The 15,132-nt window shown below is 55.6% G+C and carries 15 protein-coding genes and 1 tRNA gene; 5 read left to right on the forward strand and 11 right to left on the reverse strand.

Annotation, left to right across the window (positions count from 1 at the left end):
* Positions 1-19: 19 nt before the first annotated feature.
* The 9 genes from flgH to QWI16_RS10590 all read right to left on the reverse strand — a co-directional run bounded on the left by flgH (position 20) and on the right by QWI16_RS10590 (position 8,611).
* A complete protein-coding gene (gene flgH, locus QWI16_RS10550; protein WP_302712961.1) occupies positions 20-703 on the reverse strand; it encodes a flagellar basal body L-ring protein FlgH in 684 nt (227 codons plus the stop codon).
* A gap of 14 nt (positions 704-717) precedes the next feature.
* Positions 718-1,503 carry a flagellar basal-body rod protein FlgG gene (gene flgG / locus QWI16_RS10555; RefSeq protein WP_302712962.1) on the reverse strand — a complete coding sequence of 262 codons (786 nt, stop codon included), beginning with the start codon at positions 1,501-1,503 and terminating at the stop codon, positions 718-720.
* A gap of 28 nt (positions 1,504-1,531) precedes the next feature.
* Positions 1,532-2,275: a flagellar basal-body rod protein FlgF gene (gene flgF / locus QWI16_RS10560; RefSeq protein ID WP_302712963.1), complete on the reverse strand. Its 744-nt coding sequence runs from the start codon at positions 2,273-2,275 to the stop codon at positions 1,532-1,534.
* A gap of 253 nt (positions 2,276-2,528) precedes the next feature.
* Positions 2,529-4,883, reverse strand: coding sequence for a flagellar hook-basal body complex protein (locus QWI16_RS10565; RefSeq protein ID WP_302712965.1), 2,355 nt, complete (start codon positions 4,881-4,883; stop codon positions 2,529-2,531).
* Between the two features lie 55 nt (positions 4,884-4,938).
* The gene (locus tag QWI16_RS10570) at positions 4,939-5,658 is read right to left on the reverse strand and encodes a flagellar hook assembly protein FlgD (RefSeq protein ID WP_302712966.1); all 720 of its coding nucleotides are present in this window, start codon (positions 5,656-5,658) and stop codon (positions 4,939-4,941) included.
* Between the two features lie 10 nt (positions 5,659-5,668).
* Positions 5,669-6,115, reverse strand: a complete 447-nt coding sequence (flgC, locus tag QWI16_RS10575) for a flagellar basal body rod protein FlgC (protein WP_302712967.1) — start codon at positions 6,113-6,115, stop codon at positions 5,669-5,671.
* An 11-nt stretch (positions 6,116-6,126) separates the two neighbouring features.
* Positions 6,127-6,528, reverse strand: coding sequence for a flagellar basal body rod protein FlgB (gene flgB, locus QWI16_RS10580; RefSeq protein WP_302712968.1), 402 nt, complete (start codon positions 6,526-6,528; stop codon positions 6,127-6,129).
* A gap of 194 nt (positions 6,529-6,722) precedes the next feature.
* Positions 6,723-7,583: a CheR family methyltransferase gene (locus QWI16_RS10585; protein WP_302712969.1), complete on the reverse strand. Its 861-nt coding sequence runs from the start codon at positions 7,581-7,583 to the stop codon at positions 6,723-6,725.
* Between the two features lie 74 nt (positions 7,584-7,657).
* Positions 7,658-8,611 carry a chemotaxis protein CheV gene (locus QWI16_RS10590; RefSeq protein ID WP_302712970.1) on the reverse strand — a complete coding sequence of 318 codons (954 nt, stop codon included), beginning with the start codon at positions 8,609-8,611 and terminating at the stop codon, positions 7,658-7,660.
* Between the two features lie 236 nt (positions 8,612-8,847).
* Between QWI16_RS10590 and flgA the strand changes: the two genes are divergently transcribed.
* The 5 genes from flgA (at position 8,848) to QWI16_RS10615 (ending at position 11,493) form a co-directional block, all read left to right on the forward strand.
* Entirely contained in the window at positions 8,848-9,555 is a 708-nt protein-coding gene (flgA, locus tag QWI16_RS10595; RefSeq protein ID WP_302712971.1) for a flagellar basal body P-ring formation chaperone FlgA, read from the forward strand.
* 158 nt (positions 9,556-9,713) lie between these two features.
* Complete coding sequence (gene flgM / locus QWI16_RS10600; protein WP_302712972.1) at positions 9,714-10,028, forward strand: flagellar biosynthesis anti-sigma factor FlgM; 315 nt, start codon at positions 9,714-9,716, stop codon at positions 10,026-10,028.
* 64 nt (positions 10,029-10,092) lie between these two features.
* Positions 10,093-10,569, forward strand: a complete 477-nt coding sequence (locus QWI16_RS10605) for a flagella synthesis protein FlgN (protein ID WP_302712973.1) — start codon at positions 10,093-10,095, stop codon at positions 10,567-10,569.
* Positions 10,570-10,672: 103 nt separating this feature from the next.
* A tRNA-Arg gene (locus QWI16_RS10610) sits at positions 10,673-10,749 on the forward strand.
* A 15-nt stretch (positions 10,750-10,764) separates the two neighbouring features.
* Positions 10,765-11,493, forward strand: a complete 729-nt coding sequence (locus tag QWI16_RS10615) for a 16S rRNA (uracil(1498)-N(3))-methyltransferase (RefSeq protein ID WP_302712974.1) — start codon at positions 10,765-10,767, stop codon at positions 11,491-11,493.
* Here QWI16_RS10615 and QWI16_RS10620 read toward each other — a convergent pair.
* Positions 11,468-13,921, reverse strand: coding sequence for a putative bifunctional diguanylate cyclase/phosphodiesterase (locus QWI16_RS10620; protein WP_302712976.1), 2,454 nt, complete (start codon positions 13,919-13,921; stop codon positions 11,468-11,470). The two genes, QWI16_RS10615 and QWI16_RS10620, sit on opposite strands and share 26 nt — an antisense overlap.
* 63 nt (positions 13,922-13,984) lie before the next feature.
* On the reverse strand, positions 13,985-15,085 hold the full coding sequence (ald, locus tag QWI16_RS10625) for an alanine dehydrogenase (RefSeq protein ID WP_302712979.1): 1,101 nt from the start codon (positions 15,083-15,085) through the stop codon (positions 13,985-13,987).
* Positions 15,086-15,132 lie beyond the last annotated feature (47 nt).

The following is a 15,132-nucleotide window of genomic DNA, read 5'->3' on the forward strand; positions in this document are numbered from 1 at the left end:
GTTTTCACAGTTGTGTCTCCTAGAAGGGCCAGTATGCGCTGTTAAAGAACTTCGACAGCCAGCCCATGTTCTGCGAACTGGCCAATTCCCCGGTACCGCTGTAGGAAATCTGTGCGTTGGCCAGACGAGTCGAAGACACAGTGTTTTGCGGGGAGATATCCTCAGGACGCAAAATACCGCTGACCCGAATAAACTCATCACCTCGGTTTAGTGTCATCCACTTTTCACCGCGTACAATCAAGTTACCGTTGGGCAATACATCGGCCACGGTAACCGCAATACTGCCCGTCAAGCTGTTGCTTTGATCTGCACCGGCGTCGCCTTCAAAATCCCGGCTCTGACTCACATTGGTATCAAAGGGGGAGCCATTGAGCGTTGGGGACATACCGAAGAGCGTGCCCGCCGGCAGACTGGTGGAGCTGTCCTTGGTCACATTGACGCCTGAGCTTTTGCTCGACACCGTGCGCTCGCTCAACACAATCGTAATAATGTCACCGATGTTGCGCGCCTTGGTGTCTGTGAACAGGCTCATACCGCGGGTAGGCTGGTAGAGCGAACCATTAGTGGTCATTGGCTCCTGCGCGCTGGAAGAGACGGTGGGTGCGTAATAGGGGTCACCCGGCTGAGGCTTTGGCCCGGTAGCACAACCGCTGATCAGCACTGCAAAAATCAAGGCAAGTGCAGGTTTGGCGTTGGTCATCATCTCAGCCCCCTACGTTACAGTGTTTGCGTGATGTACTGCAGCATTTGATCGGCTGTCGACACCACTTTTGAATTGAGTTCGTAAGCGCGCTGGGTAGTGATCATATCCACCATCTCCTGCACGATTTCGACGTTAGAGCTTTCCAACATGCCCTGCTGAATACTGCCCATGCCGTTTTCCGCCGGTGCACCAATCAGCGGGTTGCCGCTAGCGACGCTTTCGAGAAACAGGTTTCCACCCACAGCCTGCAGGCCGGCCGGGTTAACAAAGTCAGCCAACAGAATGTCGCCGAGCTGTTGCGGCTGAACTTCCCCTTCAATAAAGGCACTCACGACGCCATCGGTACTGATGGTGATTTTGCTCGTGCCTTCAGGCACATTGATAGCCGGTTCGAGCAGGTAACCGTCAGCGTTGACGAGCTGGCCCTCGCCATTAATCTGCAATTGACCATTGCGCGTGTAGGCAATGGTGCCGTCAGGTCTCAACACCTGCAAAAATCCGCGCCCATTGATGGCGACATCCAGTGCCTGATCGGTCACTTGCAGATTGCCTTCGGTAAACTGTTTTTGCGTGCCCACAACACGCACCCCTGTACCCAACTGCAACCCGGAGGGCAGTTCGTTGTCCTGGGTGGCTTGAGCACCTGGCTGGCGCTGTGTTTGATACAGCAAGTCTTCAAAGGTGACTCTGTCACGCTTGAAACCCACGGTGCCGACGTTGGCCAGGTTGTTGGAGATGGTGGTCAGTTGTTTATCCTGCGCCGTCAGGCCGGTTTTACTGACATACAAGGCTGCGTGCATGGTATTACCCTCGTGTTATCTGGCCGCGTCAAGACATCTGCAGCAAGCGCGCTGAGCTCTCTGAATTCTGTTGAACGGTTTTCATCAACTTGACCTGCATTTCGTATTGGCGGGACAAGCTGAGAATATCGGTAAAGGCCTCCACTACGTTGACATTGCTGCCTTCAAGAGCCCCTGTGGTGACCTGCACCCCAGCATCGGCCGGCAAGACTGGCTGCACGGCGTGCCGAAACAAACCGTCAGCCGACTTTTCCATCTCGGCCGGATCCGGGTTCACCAGTTTGATTCTGTCCACTTCCACCAGAGTTTCTGGTCCCTGCCCCTGGGCCACTATCGAAATGGTGCCGTCGCTACCGATGGTGACTTTTTCAATGGGTGGCAAAGCGATGGGGCCGTTATTACCGTATACGGGCAAGCCGTTACCGGTGCGCAGAATACCGTTGGCATCCAACTGCAAATCACCCGCGCGGGTGTAGGCTTCGGTGCCGTCCCGTCCCTGAACGGCAATAAAACCGCTGCCATTAATCGCTACATCCAGATCGCGCCCTGTTTGATTGATCACACCTTGTTTAAAATCCGTTGCAGGAGACTCTGTCAGTGCGTAAGCGCGGGTCGGGTGGCCGTCGCCGTAGTACACCGCCATGGAGCGCGCCTGAGCAAAGTCAGCGCGAAAGCCCGTGGTGTTGACGTTGGCCATGTTGTTGGCGTGATTGGCCTGGGCCTTCATGTTGTGTTTGGCCCCGGTCATGGCAATGTACAGTGCCTTGTCCATCTCTGACTCCGCTGTTTTTTTGTCACTTTGGCTGGAATAACCCCTCTGGTAACGTATTCAGCAAGGGCTATGCCAAACGGAGAAAAACAACAAAGAAAAATAATTTGACTATATTTTTCAGTGAGTTACCCCACTAAAACCGAATCTGTTAGAGCGGGAAAGACGCGAGGAGAGAAAAGACAAAACGCCGGCGGCAAGAGGCTTCCGCTGTTTGCCGCCGGCAAGGCACCCTAGGTATTCAGGTGCGAGAAAGTTAACGCAGGTTAATAATGGTCTGAGTGGTCTGGTTGGCCGTTTCAATGGTCTTGGCGCTCGCCTGGAAATTGCGCTGGGCAATGATCAGGTTCACCAATTGCGCCGACAAATCCACATTCGACTCTTCCAAAGCGCCGGAGTTAATGCTGCCAAGAGACGCCGAACCAGGTGTGCCAATCACAGCCTCGCCGGTATCGGCCGTCTGAGCCCACATGGTATCGCCAACGGGCTTGAGTGCTTCGACGTTGTTGAAGTTGGCAAGGGCAACCTGACCGAGAATCTGCGCTTCGCCGTTGGTAAAGCGAGCGAAGATAATGCCGCTGTCACTGACATCGAGTCCTGCCAGTCGGCCCGTGGTGTAGCCGTTCTGATCCTGAGCCTCCACACCGAACTCTTCGCCGTACTGGGTAGTGCCTTCCAGAGAGATGGCAAAGTTTGAACTCGAAGGTGGCTCAGGCACAGGGATCACCCCGCCTTGCAGCACATTCTGTGGGCCCAGAGCGCCGATTTGGTCACCATTAGCGTCGCGCGGCACCCAGTTGGAGATCAACATGCTGTCCGTGAGGGACTCATTCAGAGTACCGTCTTCGTTAAAGTGCACGTTATAGGATGCCATAGTCGCCTCGGTGTTTTGTGGCGAGGGCAAGGTCGGATCTGGGTCGCCCACGTTCTGACCGTCTATCTGTACATACATCAACCAGTGATTGGGTGATGTAGACGGATCCATCGGGTCAAAAGGCTGCTTGACGAAGTACTGGGTCATAATATGCGGATTGCCCAGACTGTCGTAAATCGTGGTGGAGTTGCCGTGGTTGTAAGTGGCCTGATCATTGGGATCAAATTGGTTGATCGGCACATCGGTGAAACTGGTGGCGGTCAGGGGTGCAAACAAGTTCCCCACCGCCGGCGTGCTGCTGGCCACAGAGAAACCCTCTTCCATCACAATGGAGACTTCGCCGCCAACCACCAAGCCGTCTGTGGTGCTCGACAGGTTTTGCACACCGGTGCCGCTGCGGCCAATCACATCAATGACCCCCGCCGTGGGGTTGACGTCGCCGTCAAACCCAAAGCTGAGATCGGTACCCACGGCCGAGCTGATCACCAAATCGCCGGCAACATTCACATCGGCGGTAATGCCCGGTAGGGTCGAGGTGGAGAGCGCGTTGATTTCCGCCTCGAGCCCAGCCAAAGTGGTGGAGCTCAACAACACGCCGTTCAGCGTCAGGTTGCCGTTGGTATTGTCAAATGTACCGGCCTGAATGCTGGCCTCGGTGGTGGCGCTGGCCGTTACCCCGGCCAGAGAATTGAGCTCAGAGGCGATTTGCGCGGCGGAGGAGCCGGCATCGGAGGTGAAAGTCACAATGCCGCCATTGGGCCCTTCAATTTCGAGGGTTTGCGGGACATAGCCGTTGTCCACGGCAGGAATACCGGCAACGGCCGCCGGCGCACCACCAAGTGCGGTAGACAAGGCGTTTGCCCCGGTGACGTTGGCGATGGTGATGTCACTCGACACACCTTCGTTAATGTCACGCAGCTCGAGGTTCCCGCCATTGGCGATAGCCTGCACATTGATGGGCGTTGCACTGCCGAAAATGGCGCTGTTGATCAGGTTCGCCACATCCTGCAGAGAGTTGGCGGTTGAAGAATCCAGGGTCACCGTAATGGTGCCGTTACCCGACGCCGGTAGCGAGCCTGTCAGGGTCAAATCAAAGGTAGTCGGGTTAGTGGCAAAATCCACCGGCACCGCCACCGCGCCCAAATTGACCGTCGTGGTAGTGGAATCGCTCTGACCTACCTGAGCAACGCCTACAGCCGCACCATCGGTCGCGAAACTCGTACCCACGGACTCTAGCACAGACTCGGTTGCATCAAGGTTGACCGACAAGTCAACTCCGGTTGTTTGGCGCGGGGCCTGGGTGCTGACGTCAACTTGCAGATCACTGATGATACCGCTGACATTGCCATTGGCGTCTGCCGCATAGCCCTGCAGGTTGCCTCCGGTGTTAGAGACAATGTAACCATCGCTGTCCAGGCCAAAGGCTCCGGCGCGCGTATACAACTGATCCCCCTCGTTGCTGATCACAAAAAAGCCCGAACCGTTTACCGCCAGATCCAGCTGGTTGTCGGTAAAGTTGAGGTTACCCTGGTTGAACTGCTGGCGAATCATTTGCAGATTCACACCACTACCGGGCGTATTCGAACCGCCCCCCAACAGGGAGCTGGCGTACACATCACCAAATTCCGCACGGGAGGCTTTGAAGCCAGTGGTACTGGCGTTGGCGATGTTGTTACCGGTCACCTTAAGATCGGCGTTAGCGGCCCGAATGCCGCTCAGGGCTGTGTTAAAAGGCATTGTGCGCTTCTCCTCATCAGGGCGTGCCGCCGGCAGCCTGTTGTATGTTGTTAACTCAATTAAACTGCGTAATGTCGCCGATGTTCACGGCACCCACACCGGCAAGATTGAGAATAATCTCGCCGTTATTGCCCAGGGTCACGCTGTTAACGTTGGCACTGAGCGAGGTATCGAGCTGCTCTGACTGGCCATCAATCAGAGCGTTGACTTCAAAGCGGTACTCGCCCGGCGGCAGGGGTTCCTCACCTGCGCTCCAGTCCAGTAGCTCGCCGTTAACCTCCATAAACTGGCCATCCCAACGAAACACCACTTCGCCCTCCTCTTGCAGACCAAGTGGTACAGAACCCACCAGAGAACCGGCATCATCGTAAATACTCACGCTCATTTTGCTGGTGGTCTGCTCCAGCTGGACCGAGCCGGCCACAATACCGCCGGGCGTCAACATCGTGGTGTCCGTCGGCACCGACACAGAACGGCCCACCAGGCTTGATGCCTGCAAAGCCTGGTTTGACATAAAGCTGCCACTGAAGGACTCAAACTGACTGTTCAAACGCTCGAGCCCTTCCACCGAACTGAACTGCGCCAACTGCGCAATGAAGTCGGTGTTCTCTTGGGGATTGAGCGGATCCTGGTTGTTCATCTGAGTGATCATCAACTCCAAAAACGCGGACTGACCCAGCTCATTGCTCTTTTTTTCAGGCTCTTTGTTCGAGATGCTAAAGTTGCTGAGAATATTGGCAGCGGCGTTGCCATCATTGCTGACTTGGGTGGTCATGCCTTTGGCCTCACTGTCCGAGCGTCAGAACGCGCTGCGCCATTTGCTTGGCGGCGTTCATCACTTCTACATTGACTTGAAAAGAACGGGAGGCGGAAATCATGTTGGTCATTTCCTCCACCACATTCACGTTGGGGTAGAACACATAACCCTCTTCATTGGCCAGAGGGTGATCCGGCTCATAGCGCTGCTCATAGGGTGCATCGCTTTCCACCACACCCAGAACCTGAACGCCGGCACTAGCGCGTCGATCGGCGCCGTCAATGGCTGAGAAGCCCGAGCCATTCATCGCATCGCGGGCAACAGCGGCAAAAACCGGCTGGCGTGAGCGGTAGACATCGCCGGCGCTCGAACTGGCGGACTGGGCATTGGCCAGGTTGCTGGCAGTGGTATTGAGGCGCAGACTCTGCGCGTTCATGCCGGAACCGGCCACATCAAAAATCGTATTCAGTGCCATATCCGCTTCTCCTACTGACCGGTAAGGGCTTTGCTCAAGCCCTTGAATTTACTGTTCAACATCATGAAACTCGCCTGGAAATCCAGAGCATTTTTCATGAATTCGGCGTGTTCGATCTGATCTTCCACGGTATTGCCATCGAGAGATGGCTGCTGCGGCGTGCGGTATTTAAGACTCTGGTCCATCCCCGAGGCCGCATAGGCATTGAGATGACGGCTGGAGGTTTTGTTTAGGCCGACGCCTGTCTGGCTGGCTGATTGCGACGCCATCACTGAGCTGAAATCCATATCCCGCGCCTTAAAACCGGGGGTGTCGGAATTCGCCAGGTTATTGGCCAACACCTCAGCACGGCGCGAGCGCAGCTTGAGTGCCGGCTCGTGAATACCCAGTGCGTCATTAAAGGAAATTGCCATGTCTTTGCCTGCCAATCACAGTGTGTTTACAGGCTTAAAGCATAGGCTGTGCCAAGAAGCAGACGAACCGGTAACCGAATGATTTTTAAAGACTTTTAATCGATAGAAGCTGAAGGAACGGTGACAGTGAGGAGTTTGAAGAGGCTCAAACGGCAAGTCATTTCCGCCTTTGCCGCCGACTGGCGGCAAAGGCTTTAAATGGCCCGATAGAGGATACCGGGCTCGCAGCGCACCATTTCGAAAAGGCTGGCGGCCTGCCCCACCCCTTCCGATGAGCCGAGAAACAGAACCCCACCGGGCTTGAGGCAGCCGTGGATTTTCTGCAGTATTTTGAGCTTGAGTTCGGCGTTAAAGTAAATCAGCACATTGCGGCAGAAAACGATATCGAAGCGCCCGAGCGCGGCGTAGGAATCGAGCAAGTTCAGTGCCCTGAATTCAATGCGCTCTCGCAATAAGGGCTTAACGCGCCAGCGGTTCTCATCCAGCGGGTCAAAAAACTGGTCGCGCCGCTCCGCGGAAAGACCCCGCATCACCGATAGCCGGTCATAGATGCCTTCCCGCGCCTGATCAAGCACTATGGAGGACAAATCAGTGGCCACTACCTGAACCGGACGGGCCAAAGTCCCCATGGCTTTGCGCTTGTATTCCTCAATCGCCATACTCAGCGAGAAAGGCTCCTGACCCGAAGAGCAGGCGGCAGACCAGATACGTACCGGGCCAAACATTTTGTTTGCCGGCAGCATCAATTCGGGCAGCAGCTTGCTTTTTAAATGCTCAAAAGGATAACCATCGCGAAACCAAAAGGTTTCATTGGTCGTCATCACATCGATGACCTGATCGCGCAAGCGGCGATTGGTGTTTTTCTTGAGTGCGGCAATCAGCTCGCTGAAGGAGTGCAAGCCGTGCTCGTCCAGCAGCCTGCGCACCCGGTTTGTCACCAGATACTGCTTGTTTTCCCCCAGGGCAATACCGCAGGCGTCCTGCAGAAACTGGCGAAAGTGATCAAACTCCGCCTGTTCGAGGCTTTGTGTTGCGCCCTTAGATTGGCTATTCATACCCTTCCTTACATCGCGAACGAGTCAAACCGCGGCTATAACTTACATTAGCTAGGCGGGTTATGTCATTGTATTTATTCATTTTCTGACAAAAGATCTTCACCAGTAATGGCTAAGACCCGGTCATTGACCCGTTTGGCCAGCTCATCGGGATGGAACTTGGCCAAAAAATCGTCAGCCCCCACCTTTTTCACCATAGCCGCGTTGAACACACCGCTTAATGATGTGTGAAGGATGATAAACATGTCCTTCAGCTTAGGGTCCGCCCTCACCTCAGCGGTAAAGGTATAGCCATCCATTTCCGGCATCTCAATGTCGGAAATGATCATAATCAATTCATTGTAGGGGTCCTGACCATCGGCAATGATCGAGCGTAAATAATCAATGGCTTCGCGCCCATCCTTTTTCAAAGTGGTGCGAATACCCATGGACTCGACCACGCGCTGGATTTGCTTGCGCGCGATGGTGGAGTCGTCGACGATCAACACCTGCTTTTTCACCACCCGCTCGCTCAGACCATCCTCAACCACGCCCGCGCTGATGGTTTCATTAACCGGTGAGACTTCGGCGAGGATTTTCTCCACATCGACGATTTCCACCAGCTTATTGTCCACCTCGGTCACCGCCGTCAAATAGTGTTCTTTGCCAGCGCCCTTCGGCGGCGGATGAATATCGCCCCAGTTCATATTGACGATTCGCTCGACAGCACGCACAAGAAAGCCCTGTAGGGTGCGGTTGTATTCGGTGATGATGACAAAGCACTCGTGAATGTCTTCCAAAGGACGCCGGCCGATGGCCTGGTTCATATCGAGAATCGGTATGGTTCCGCCGCGGATATGGGCCACTCCGCGCACCACGCCACTGCGTCCTGGGATCTCATTAAGCTTGGGACACTGCAGCACTTCTTTGACCTTGAACACGTTAATGCCATAGAGCTGCTGGCCCGCCAGGCGAAACAACAACAACTCCAGGCGGTTCTGCCCCACCAGTTGGGTTCGTTGGTTGACACTATCCAGTACACCCGCCATACCGAGCCTCTCATTATCAACAGGTACTTTTATTTGCTAGGCCCCTACTGGGGCTTGTTCACTCGATCCGGCGAACGGCACCGAGATTCATCCTATTGCTTACAAACCTCTCCACCGGCCTGAAGCAAAGGGCATAGTCCTTGCTTTAACTCTCTTCAGAAGGTGTTAACGGCTGAAATTTGACGATATTTAGCGCAAAACTCAACAGCCTGCTCCTGCTATTAGGATAGGACACTATGAAGCAACTACGTAATCTTTGCGTAATTTTATTCGTTTGTGCGCTCGCCCCCAATGTCTTGGCCCAAAGCGCCGCCTGGCAGGGCCTGGATGAGTTACGCACTAAAGCAGCAAACTACCTGCGTGAGCAGTATAGCGGCCTGTCAGACAGGGTGGAGATTCAGGTCAATCCGCTGGACGCGCGCCTGCGCCTTGCCCAGTGCAGTGAGCACTTGGCCTTTGATGTGCGTGACCTGACCGGTGATGGTGGCTCGGTCAGCGTCGAGGCCCGCTGCACTGGCGCTACGCCCTGGAAGATCTACTTAGGCGCTCAGGTAGAGATATACCGTCAGATTCTTGTCGCAGCCGGCCCCCTGAGCCGCGGCGATATCCTTGAGGCGTCGGACCTGTCCATGATTGAGGCACCGAGTTCCACGCTCCGTTCGGGCTATTATACGCAGCCCGAACAAATTATCGGCCAGCAGCTACGCCGCGCTGTGGACGTTCGCGAGCCCCTGCGCCCAGCGCTGGTAGAGGAGCCTCTAGCGATAGCGAGAGGTGATATTGTGACTCTGGAGTCGGGCAGCGGCGCCATTGTTGTCGCGACCCGGGCAGAGGCGCTCGCCAACGGCCGGGTCGGTGAACAAATACGCGTGCGCAACCTTGCCTCAGAGCGGGTAATTCGGGGCCGGATCGTGGGCGACGGGCGGGTCGCGGCTAATTTTTAGCCGACCTCATCCCTAACAATGACCAAAGTCACAAAAAACCGGGAAAAAGCATTAAAGTTATACAAGGCCGGGCCGATAGCAGATACGCGGGAGCTGCATTCGCAGCCGCGCTGACACAGGCACCGGCCGCAAGGCCAGCAAACATGTTGGGAATGATTATGGCTATCGACACAAGCAACACAATGAAACCCGGTGGACCCACCACCGGCCGCAGTGGCTCAACGGCAGCACCGACTCGGACCGACAACAGCAGTCGCAAGCCCGAAACCGCCGCCGAAGCGCCCAGAGACAGCGTGGTTCTCAGCCAGGAGGCGCAGAGCTTGAGCAAGCTTCAGGAAGCTGTAGAGAACGCACCAGAAGTCAACAGCGAGAAAGTAGACGCCATTAAGCGGGCCATCGCTGAGGGCCGTTTTGAAATTAACGCCGATCGGCTGGCTGAGGCCATCCTAAGCCAAGACGATTTACTGAATTAATCCCAGTGCCGCTGTCCGGCCCCCAACTCCGGACGCGCACCTTGCCTACACACCGAGGTGTACTATGTCAGCAAATCCAGCGCTGGTGAGAGAAATGCTCACCGCCGACCTCAAGGCCGCGCAAGCGCTCTTGGCGCTGTTGCAAAAAGAATCTGAGCTTCTCAAGCATCGCGACCACGGCGCCCTGACCGATCTGATCGAAGCCAAAACTCAGCATATTGAGTTGTTAAACGCCCACGCCACCGAGCGAAGCGCACTGCTGCAAAGTCTCAATTTGCCCGCTGACAGCAACGGCTGGCAAGCGTTTATGTCCGGCAATGCACCTCTGCAAGCGCTTCTGCCTCTGTGGCAAGAGCTGCAAGAGTGCATTGCCGAGTGCAAAGCTCTCAACAACATCAACGGTAAATTAATCGGCCGCTCCCAGCAAACCTTGCAACGGCTGCTTGATCTTGTGCGCGGTAAAACCTCGACGCCTGAACTCTACAACGCCAAAGGCAGCGCCACCAATCGCGCTCTTTCCAGCTCCGTCGCCAAAGCCTGATCACCGCGCTCCGTTCTCCTGCCTGCACACTGGTCGCAGGCGGGCTTGGCTTTGAGCGCTAAAATTTCTACAATGTGCCCGTCGCTCAAATGGGGCGATTTATGCCCCGGTAGCTCAGTAGGATAGAGCAGCCGCCTCCTAAGCGGCAGGTCGGACGTTCAAATCGTCTCCGGGGCGCCATTTCTCTGTGGACCTATGAACCTGATTCTTTTATTTCCCGACGATTTCACACATGGCGATACCGTCTGTTTACGCGACCGGCGCCGCGTCGAGCATATTCTTAGGATTCAAAAGGCGCAATCTGGTGATCGTCTGCGGGTCGGATTGGTGAATGGCCTCATGGGTGAGGCTCTGGTGACGGAGACATCCGCCGACTCAATACACCTGTCGGTGCACCTGCAGTATAGGCCGCCGCCAGCCTCTCCCATCAGCATGATCCTGGCATTGCCGCGCCCGCCCATGCTCAAACGCTGCTTGCAAACCATCAGCGCTCTCGGTATCAAGGAGCTGATACTCCTGCAAAGTGCGCGCGTTGAAAAAAGCTACTGGCAATCGCCGCAACTGCGCGAGGAAAAAATTCGCGAGGAGCTGGTTCTCGGACTTGAGCAGAGTTGCGACACACGGCTGCCAAACGTTCGCTTTGCCAAACGGTTTCGCCCCTTTATCGAGGATGAACTGACAGAGCATGTCGCCACTCGACAAGCGCTGATTGCCCACCCCTATGCGTCTAAACCCTGCCCCCACGGACAAACCGCCCCCTGCGTTCTCGCCATTGGCCCTGAGGGCGGTTTTTTAGATCAGGAAATCGAAGCGTTTAGCGAGCGGGGTTTTACTGGGGTAACCCTTGGCGAGCGAATTTTGCGGGTTGAAACGGCCGTGCCTTACCTGCTCGGCCGTCTTAGCGATCTTTTGCCCGATTGCTGAGCAATAACTCGATAAACTTGTCGCCTTCTACCGCCGGGCTAAAATAAAAACCCTGGTAAGAGTGACAGCCGTAGCTGCGCAGAATCTCAAGCTGCTCAGCTTGCTCTACACCTTCGGCCACCAACTCAAGATCCAGCAAACGCCCCATGGTGACAATGGTTTCCACCAGCACTCGGTCATTGCGATCGACGATGATATCGCGAACGAAGCTCTTATCAATTTTTAGAGTGGCCACGGGCAAGCGCTTGAGGTAACTGATGGACGAGTAGCCCGTACCAAAGTCGTCCAGCGAAAAACTCACCCCGCGCTCGGTCAGGGTGGTAATCGTGTCTATCGCCTCATCCACTTGCTGGATCACCACACCCTCTGTAATTTCCATGTCCAAAACCCCTTTGGGCAGGCGGTAGCGGTCCAGCGTCCTAATAACATCGGCAGCAAAACGCTCACGGCGGAACTGACGGGGGCTAATATTAATGCTTAACTGCATGCCAGCGGACCATAGACCACGCTCAGACCAGTTTTCCAGGGCTCGGCAGGCCTCCTCCACCACCCACTGACCCACTTGCAAAATCAGACCTGAGGTTTCCAGCACGGGGATAAACTCGAGCGGCGAGACGTTACCCTTCTCGGGGTGATGCCAGCGCAGGAGAGCCTCGGCACCGACAATCTTGCCGCTGTTCACATCCACCTTGGGTTGGTAGAAAAGCGAGAACTGCTCGTCTTCTAGCGCGCGATGAAGATCGCCTTCCATCACCAGCTGCCGGCTGACTTTATCGGCCATTTCCTCGTTAAAAAATTCAATCGCGTCGCGACCTTTCTCCTTGACCTGGTACATCGCGGTATCGGCGTAGCGTAGCAGTTCATGCACGACGTTATTTTTATCGGGGTAAACCACCACACCCACACTGCAGGTGACCCTAAGTTCCATATCTTCATGGATAAACGGCAGAGAAATCAGGGCGCGAATTTTCTCACTGATTTCGCCGGCCTTGAGCGCCGCCACCTCAACGTCCTGGTCGAGCACGGTGAGCACCACGACAAACTCATCGCCACTGAGGCGCGCCACCAAATCCTCGTCCCGTACGGCTCCCTGCAATCGACGGGAGACTTCCTGTAAAACACGATCACCTACAGGGTGGCCGAGAGAGTCATTGATATTTTTGAACTTGTCCAAATCAATAAACAGCACCGCACCAAAATAGCCGTGCCGTTCGGCCCGCTTAACCTCATGCTCCAGACGCTCGACCAAATGCAGACGATTAGGGAGGCTCGTCAATGCATCGTGATGCGCCATATACTCCATTTTTGCCTGGGCATTTTTGCGCTCGGTGACGTCCACCGAGACGACCAGCGACACCACCTCATCGTAGTAATCCAGCGGCATCATGTGTGTTTGTAAGTACAGCTGTGTACCATCGGCGCCAATAAAACTCTCTTCGATAACGTCAATTTCCTCACCCTCTTTGATCACTCGCAAATCGTTGGTGAGGATACTCTCCACATCCAACACCGAGTTTTTCAGCAATTGGCGAACGTGGACATTGTGCATTTGCTCAGGGGTGAAGCCGAGGGTGTCCGCAAGTGCCTTGTTGGCAAACAGATAATAACCCTCAATGTTGCGCGCGCCGATCAACACCGGCAAGCTATCGACGATCTGGCGCAAATGCTCTTCGCTTTTACGCAGAGCGAGCTCCACAGCCCGACGCTTGGCCAGCGACAACTCAACCACGTCGAGCAATTGGTTACTGCTGCTGATGACCGTACCCAACTCATCGCGGCGATGCGACTTAAGCTGGGTAAGGCGCCTTACACCGGGTTGATCGGGATCAATCTCGTTGATTTCGTAGGACAGACGCACCAAGGGCTTGGTCAATTTGAAATAAAAGGCAACAAACAACAAGATCACCAACAGGAGGTTGCGCAGTACCCCCATCACTAAATTGATCTCTGAGCGTTGGTAAAAGCTGGAAAGGGCCTGGCTTTTATCCACAGTAAACACAATTTGCCCCGAGGCGTCCTGAACATAGCCCGGCACTTTCAGTTTTGAGGAATAGGTAAAATCGCCACCGGCGACAATGCGGCTCAGCCAGTGGGTTGAGTTGGCAGGTTGCGCGCGGCTGACATCGGCCAATACATTGCCGCGCTCATCGAGAATGGCCACCTCGTTGATAAAGTTGTAGGTCAGCAGCCCATTGACCACTTCAGAGGCGAGATCGTCATCGAGAGTATGCACGGCACGCGCCGCAGGCGGTGTTGCCACTTCAACCACCCGGTCAATCAATTGCTCCAGCTCTTGAGACTGAGCTTTAAAGTCAATATAGACCTGTACTGAGCTCATCACAAAGCTCAGTACAAACGCCAGTATGATACCGATTTTGGCCAGTTGAAACGAAATGCCCTCGAAGAACGAAGGTGCCTTTTCTCTCATTGTACGGCTTTAACCCCACATTGCTGTGCCGCTACCCTGCGCGCCCTGGCATTTCCTGCTGTTTTATTCAATTGGCTGGTATGACTCACCGAGCGACTCCGCCACCTCGCGATGGGTGACTCGCCCCCCGTGTACATTTACCCCGCTGCGCAGAGCCGGATCACTGCAGAGCCCCGCCCACCCCCTGTCGGCGAGGGTTTTCACATAGGGAAGTGTGGCATGGCACAGGGCCATTGTCGACGTGCGCGCCACCGCGCTGGGTATATTGGCCACGCAGTAGTGAATGACCTCATTCACGGTGTAGGTTGGCTCCGCATGAGTCGTCGGTCGAGATGTAGCAAAACAACCGCCCTGGTCAATGGCCACATCGACCAGCACGCTGCCCGGCCTCATGGCCGCAATATCGTCCCGCGTGAGCAGCCTTGGCGCCGCCGCCCCCGGAACCAAGACGGCGCCAATCAACAAGTCAGTGCAGGCAGCAAGCTCGCGCAGCCGGTCTTGCGAAGCGAATTCCAAAGCTGCCCGGCCCGCAAACTTATCCTCTAGCTCGCGCAGCCGCGCCAGAGACTTATCGAGAATGGTCACCCGTGCCCCCATGCCTAGAGCGACACTGGCCGCCTGGGCACCGACAACGCCACCACCGACAATCAACACCTGGCCAGCGGGCACGCCGCCCACCTGACCGAGCAAGACCCCTCTGCCGCCGCGTGTCCGCTCGAGATGATGAGCCCCGGCCTGCACCGACATCCTGCCCGCGATCTCTGACATGGGCGTCAACAGAGGCAGACTGCCATCGGGGGCGCAAACAGTTTCATAACCTATGGCCGTTACCTGCGATGCCATCAGTTCGCGGGCCAACTCAGGCGCTGCCGCTAAGTGCAAATAGGTAAACAACAGCTGGCTCGGCCTGAGCAATGGGTACTCCTGTTGCTGAGGCTCTTTCACTTTAACGATGAGCTCGGCCTTGGCGTAAACCTCAGCGGCCGTATCGACTAGTTTGCCGCCCGCTTGCTGATATTGCCCATCGTCAAAGGCACTGCCCTCCCCCGCGCCTCGCTCAACCAGGATTTGATGGCCAGCAGCGCTGAGCTGCGCCACTGCCGCTGGGGTCAGACCAACCCGATGCTCATCCTGTTTAACTTCCCGGGGCACTCCCAGCTGCACACGCACCTCCGCTGCCAACAATGTTGAATGAAGTATAGAACAGACAC

Source organism: Gilvimarinus algae (assembly GCF_030518215.1).
GTDB classification, from domain to species: Bacteria; Pseudomonadota; Gammaproteobacteria; order Pseudomonadales; family Cellvibrionaceae; genus Gilvimarinus; species Gilvimarinus algae.

What these genes read in the sequence shown, in the direction of transcription:
- QWI16_RS10570 (WP_302712966.1), bottom strand. Translation starts at nt 5,658, where the DNA reads ATGACCACCCAAGTCAGCAATGATGGCAACGCCGCTGCCAATATTCTC.
- flgF (WP_302712963.1), bottom strand. Translation starts at nt 2,275, where the DNA reads ATGGACAAGGCACTGTACATTGCCATGACCGGGGCCAAACACAACATG.
- QWI16_RS10615 (WP_302712974.1), top strand. Translation starts at nt 10,765, where the DNA reads ATGAACCTGATTCTTTTATTTCCCGACGATTTCACACATGGCGATACC.
- flgG (WP_302712962.1), bottom strand. Translation starts at nt 1,503, where the DNA reads ATGCACGCAGCCTTGTATGTCAGTAAAACCGGCCTGACGGCGCAGGAT.
- flgH (WP_302712961.1), bottom strand. Translation starts at nt 703, where the DNA reads ATGATGACCAACGCCAAACCTGCACTTGCCTTGATTTTTGCAGTGCTG.
- flgB (WP_302712968.1), bottom strand. Translation starts at nt 6,528, where the DNA reads ATGGCAATTTCCTTTAATGACGCACTGGGTATTCACGAGCCGGCACTC.
- flgC (WP_302712967.1), bottom strand. Translation starts at nt 6,115, where the DNA reads ATGGCACTGAATACGATTTTTGATGTGGCCGGTTCCGGCATGAACGCG.
- QWI16_RS10585 (WP_302712969.1), bottom strand. Translation starts at nt 7,583, where the DNA reads ATGAATAGCCAATCTAAGGGCGCAACACAAAGCCTCGAACAGGCGGAG.
- QWI16_RS10590 (WP_302712970.1), bottom strand. Translation starts at nt 8,611, where the DNA reads ATGGCGGGTGTACTGGATAGTGTCAACCAACGAACCCAACTGGTGGGG.
- QWI16_RS10605 (WP_302712973.1), top strand. Translation starts at nt 10,093, where the DNA reads ATGTCAGCAAATCCAGCGCTGGTGAGAGAAATGCTCACCGCCGACCTC.
- flgM (WP_302712972.1), top strand. Translation starts at nt 9,714, where the DNA reads ATGGCTATCGACACAAGCAACACAATGAAACCCGGTGGACCCACCACC.
- QWI16_RS10620 (WP_302712976.1), bottom strand. Translation starts at nt 13,921, where the DNA reads ATGAGAGAAAAGGCACCTTCGTTCTTCGAGGGCATTTCGTTTCAACTG.
- flgA (WP_302712971.1), top strand. Translation starts at nt 8,848, where the DNA reads ATGAAGCAACTACGTAATCTTTGCGTAATTTTATTCGTTTGTGCGCTC.
- QWI16_RS10565 (WP_302712965.1), bottom strand. Translation starts at nt 4,883, where the DNA reads ATGCCTTTTAACACAGCCCTGAGCGGCATTCGGGCCGCTAACGCCGAT.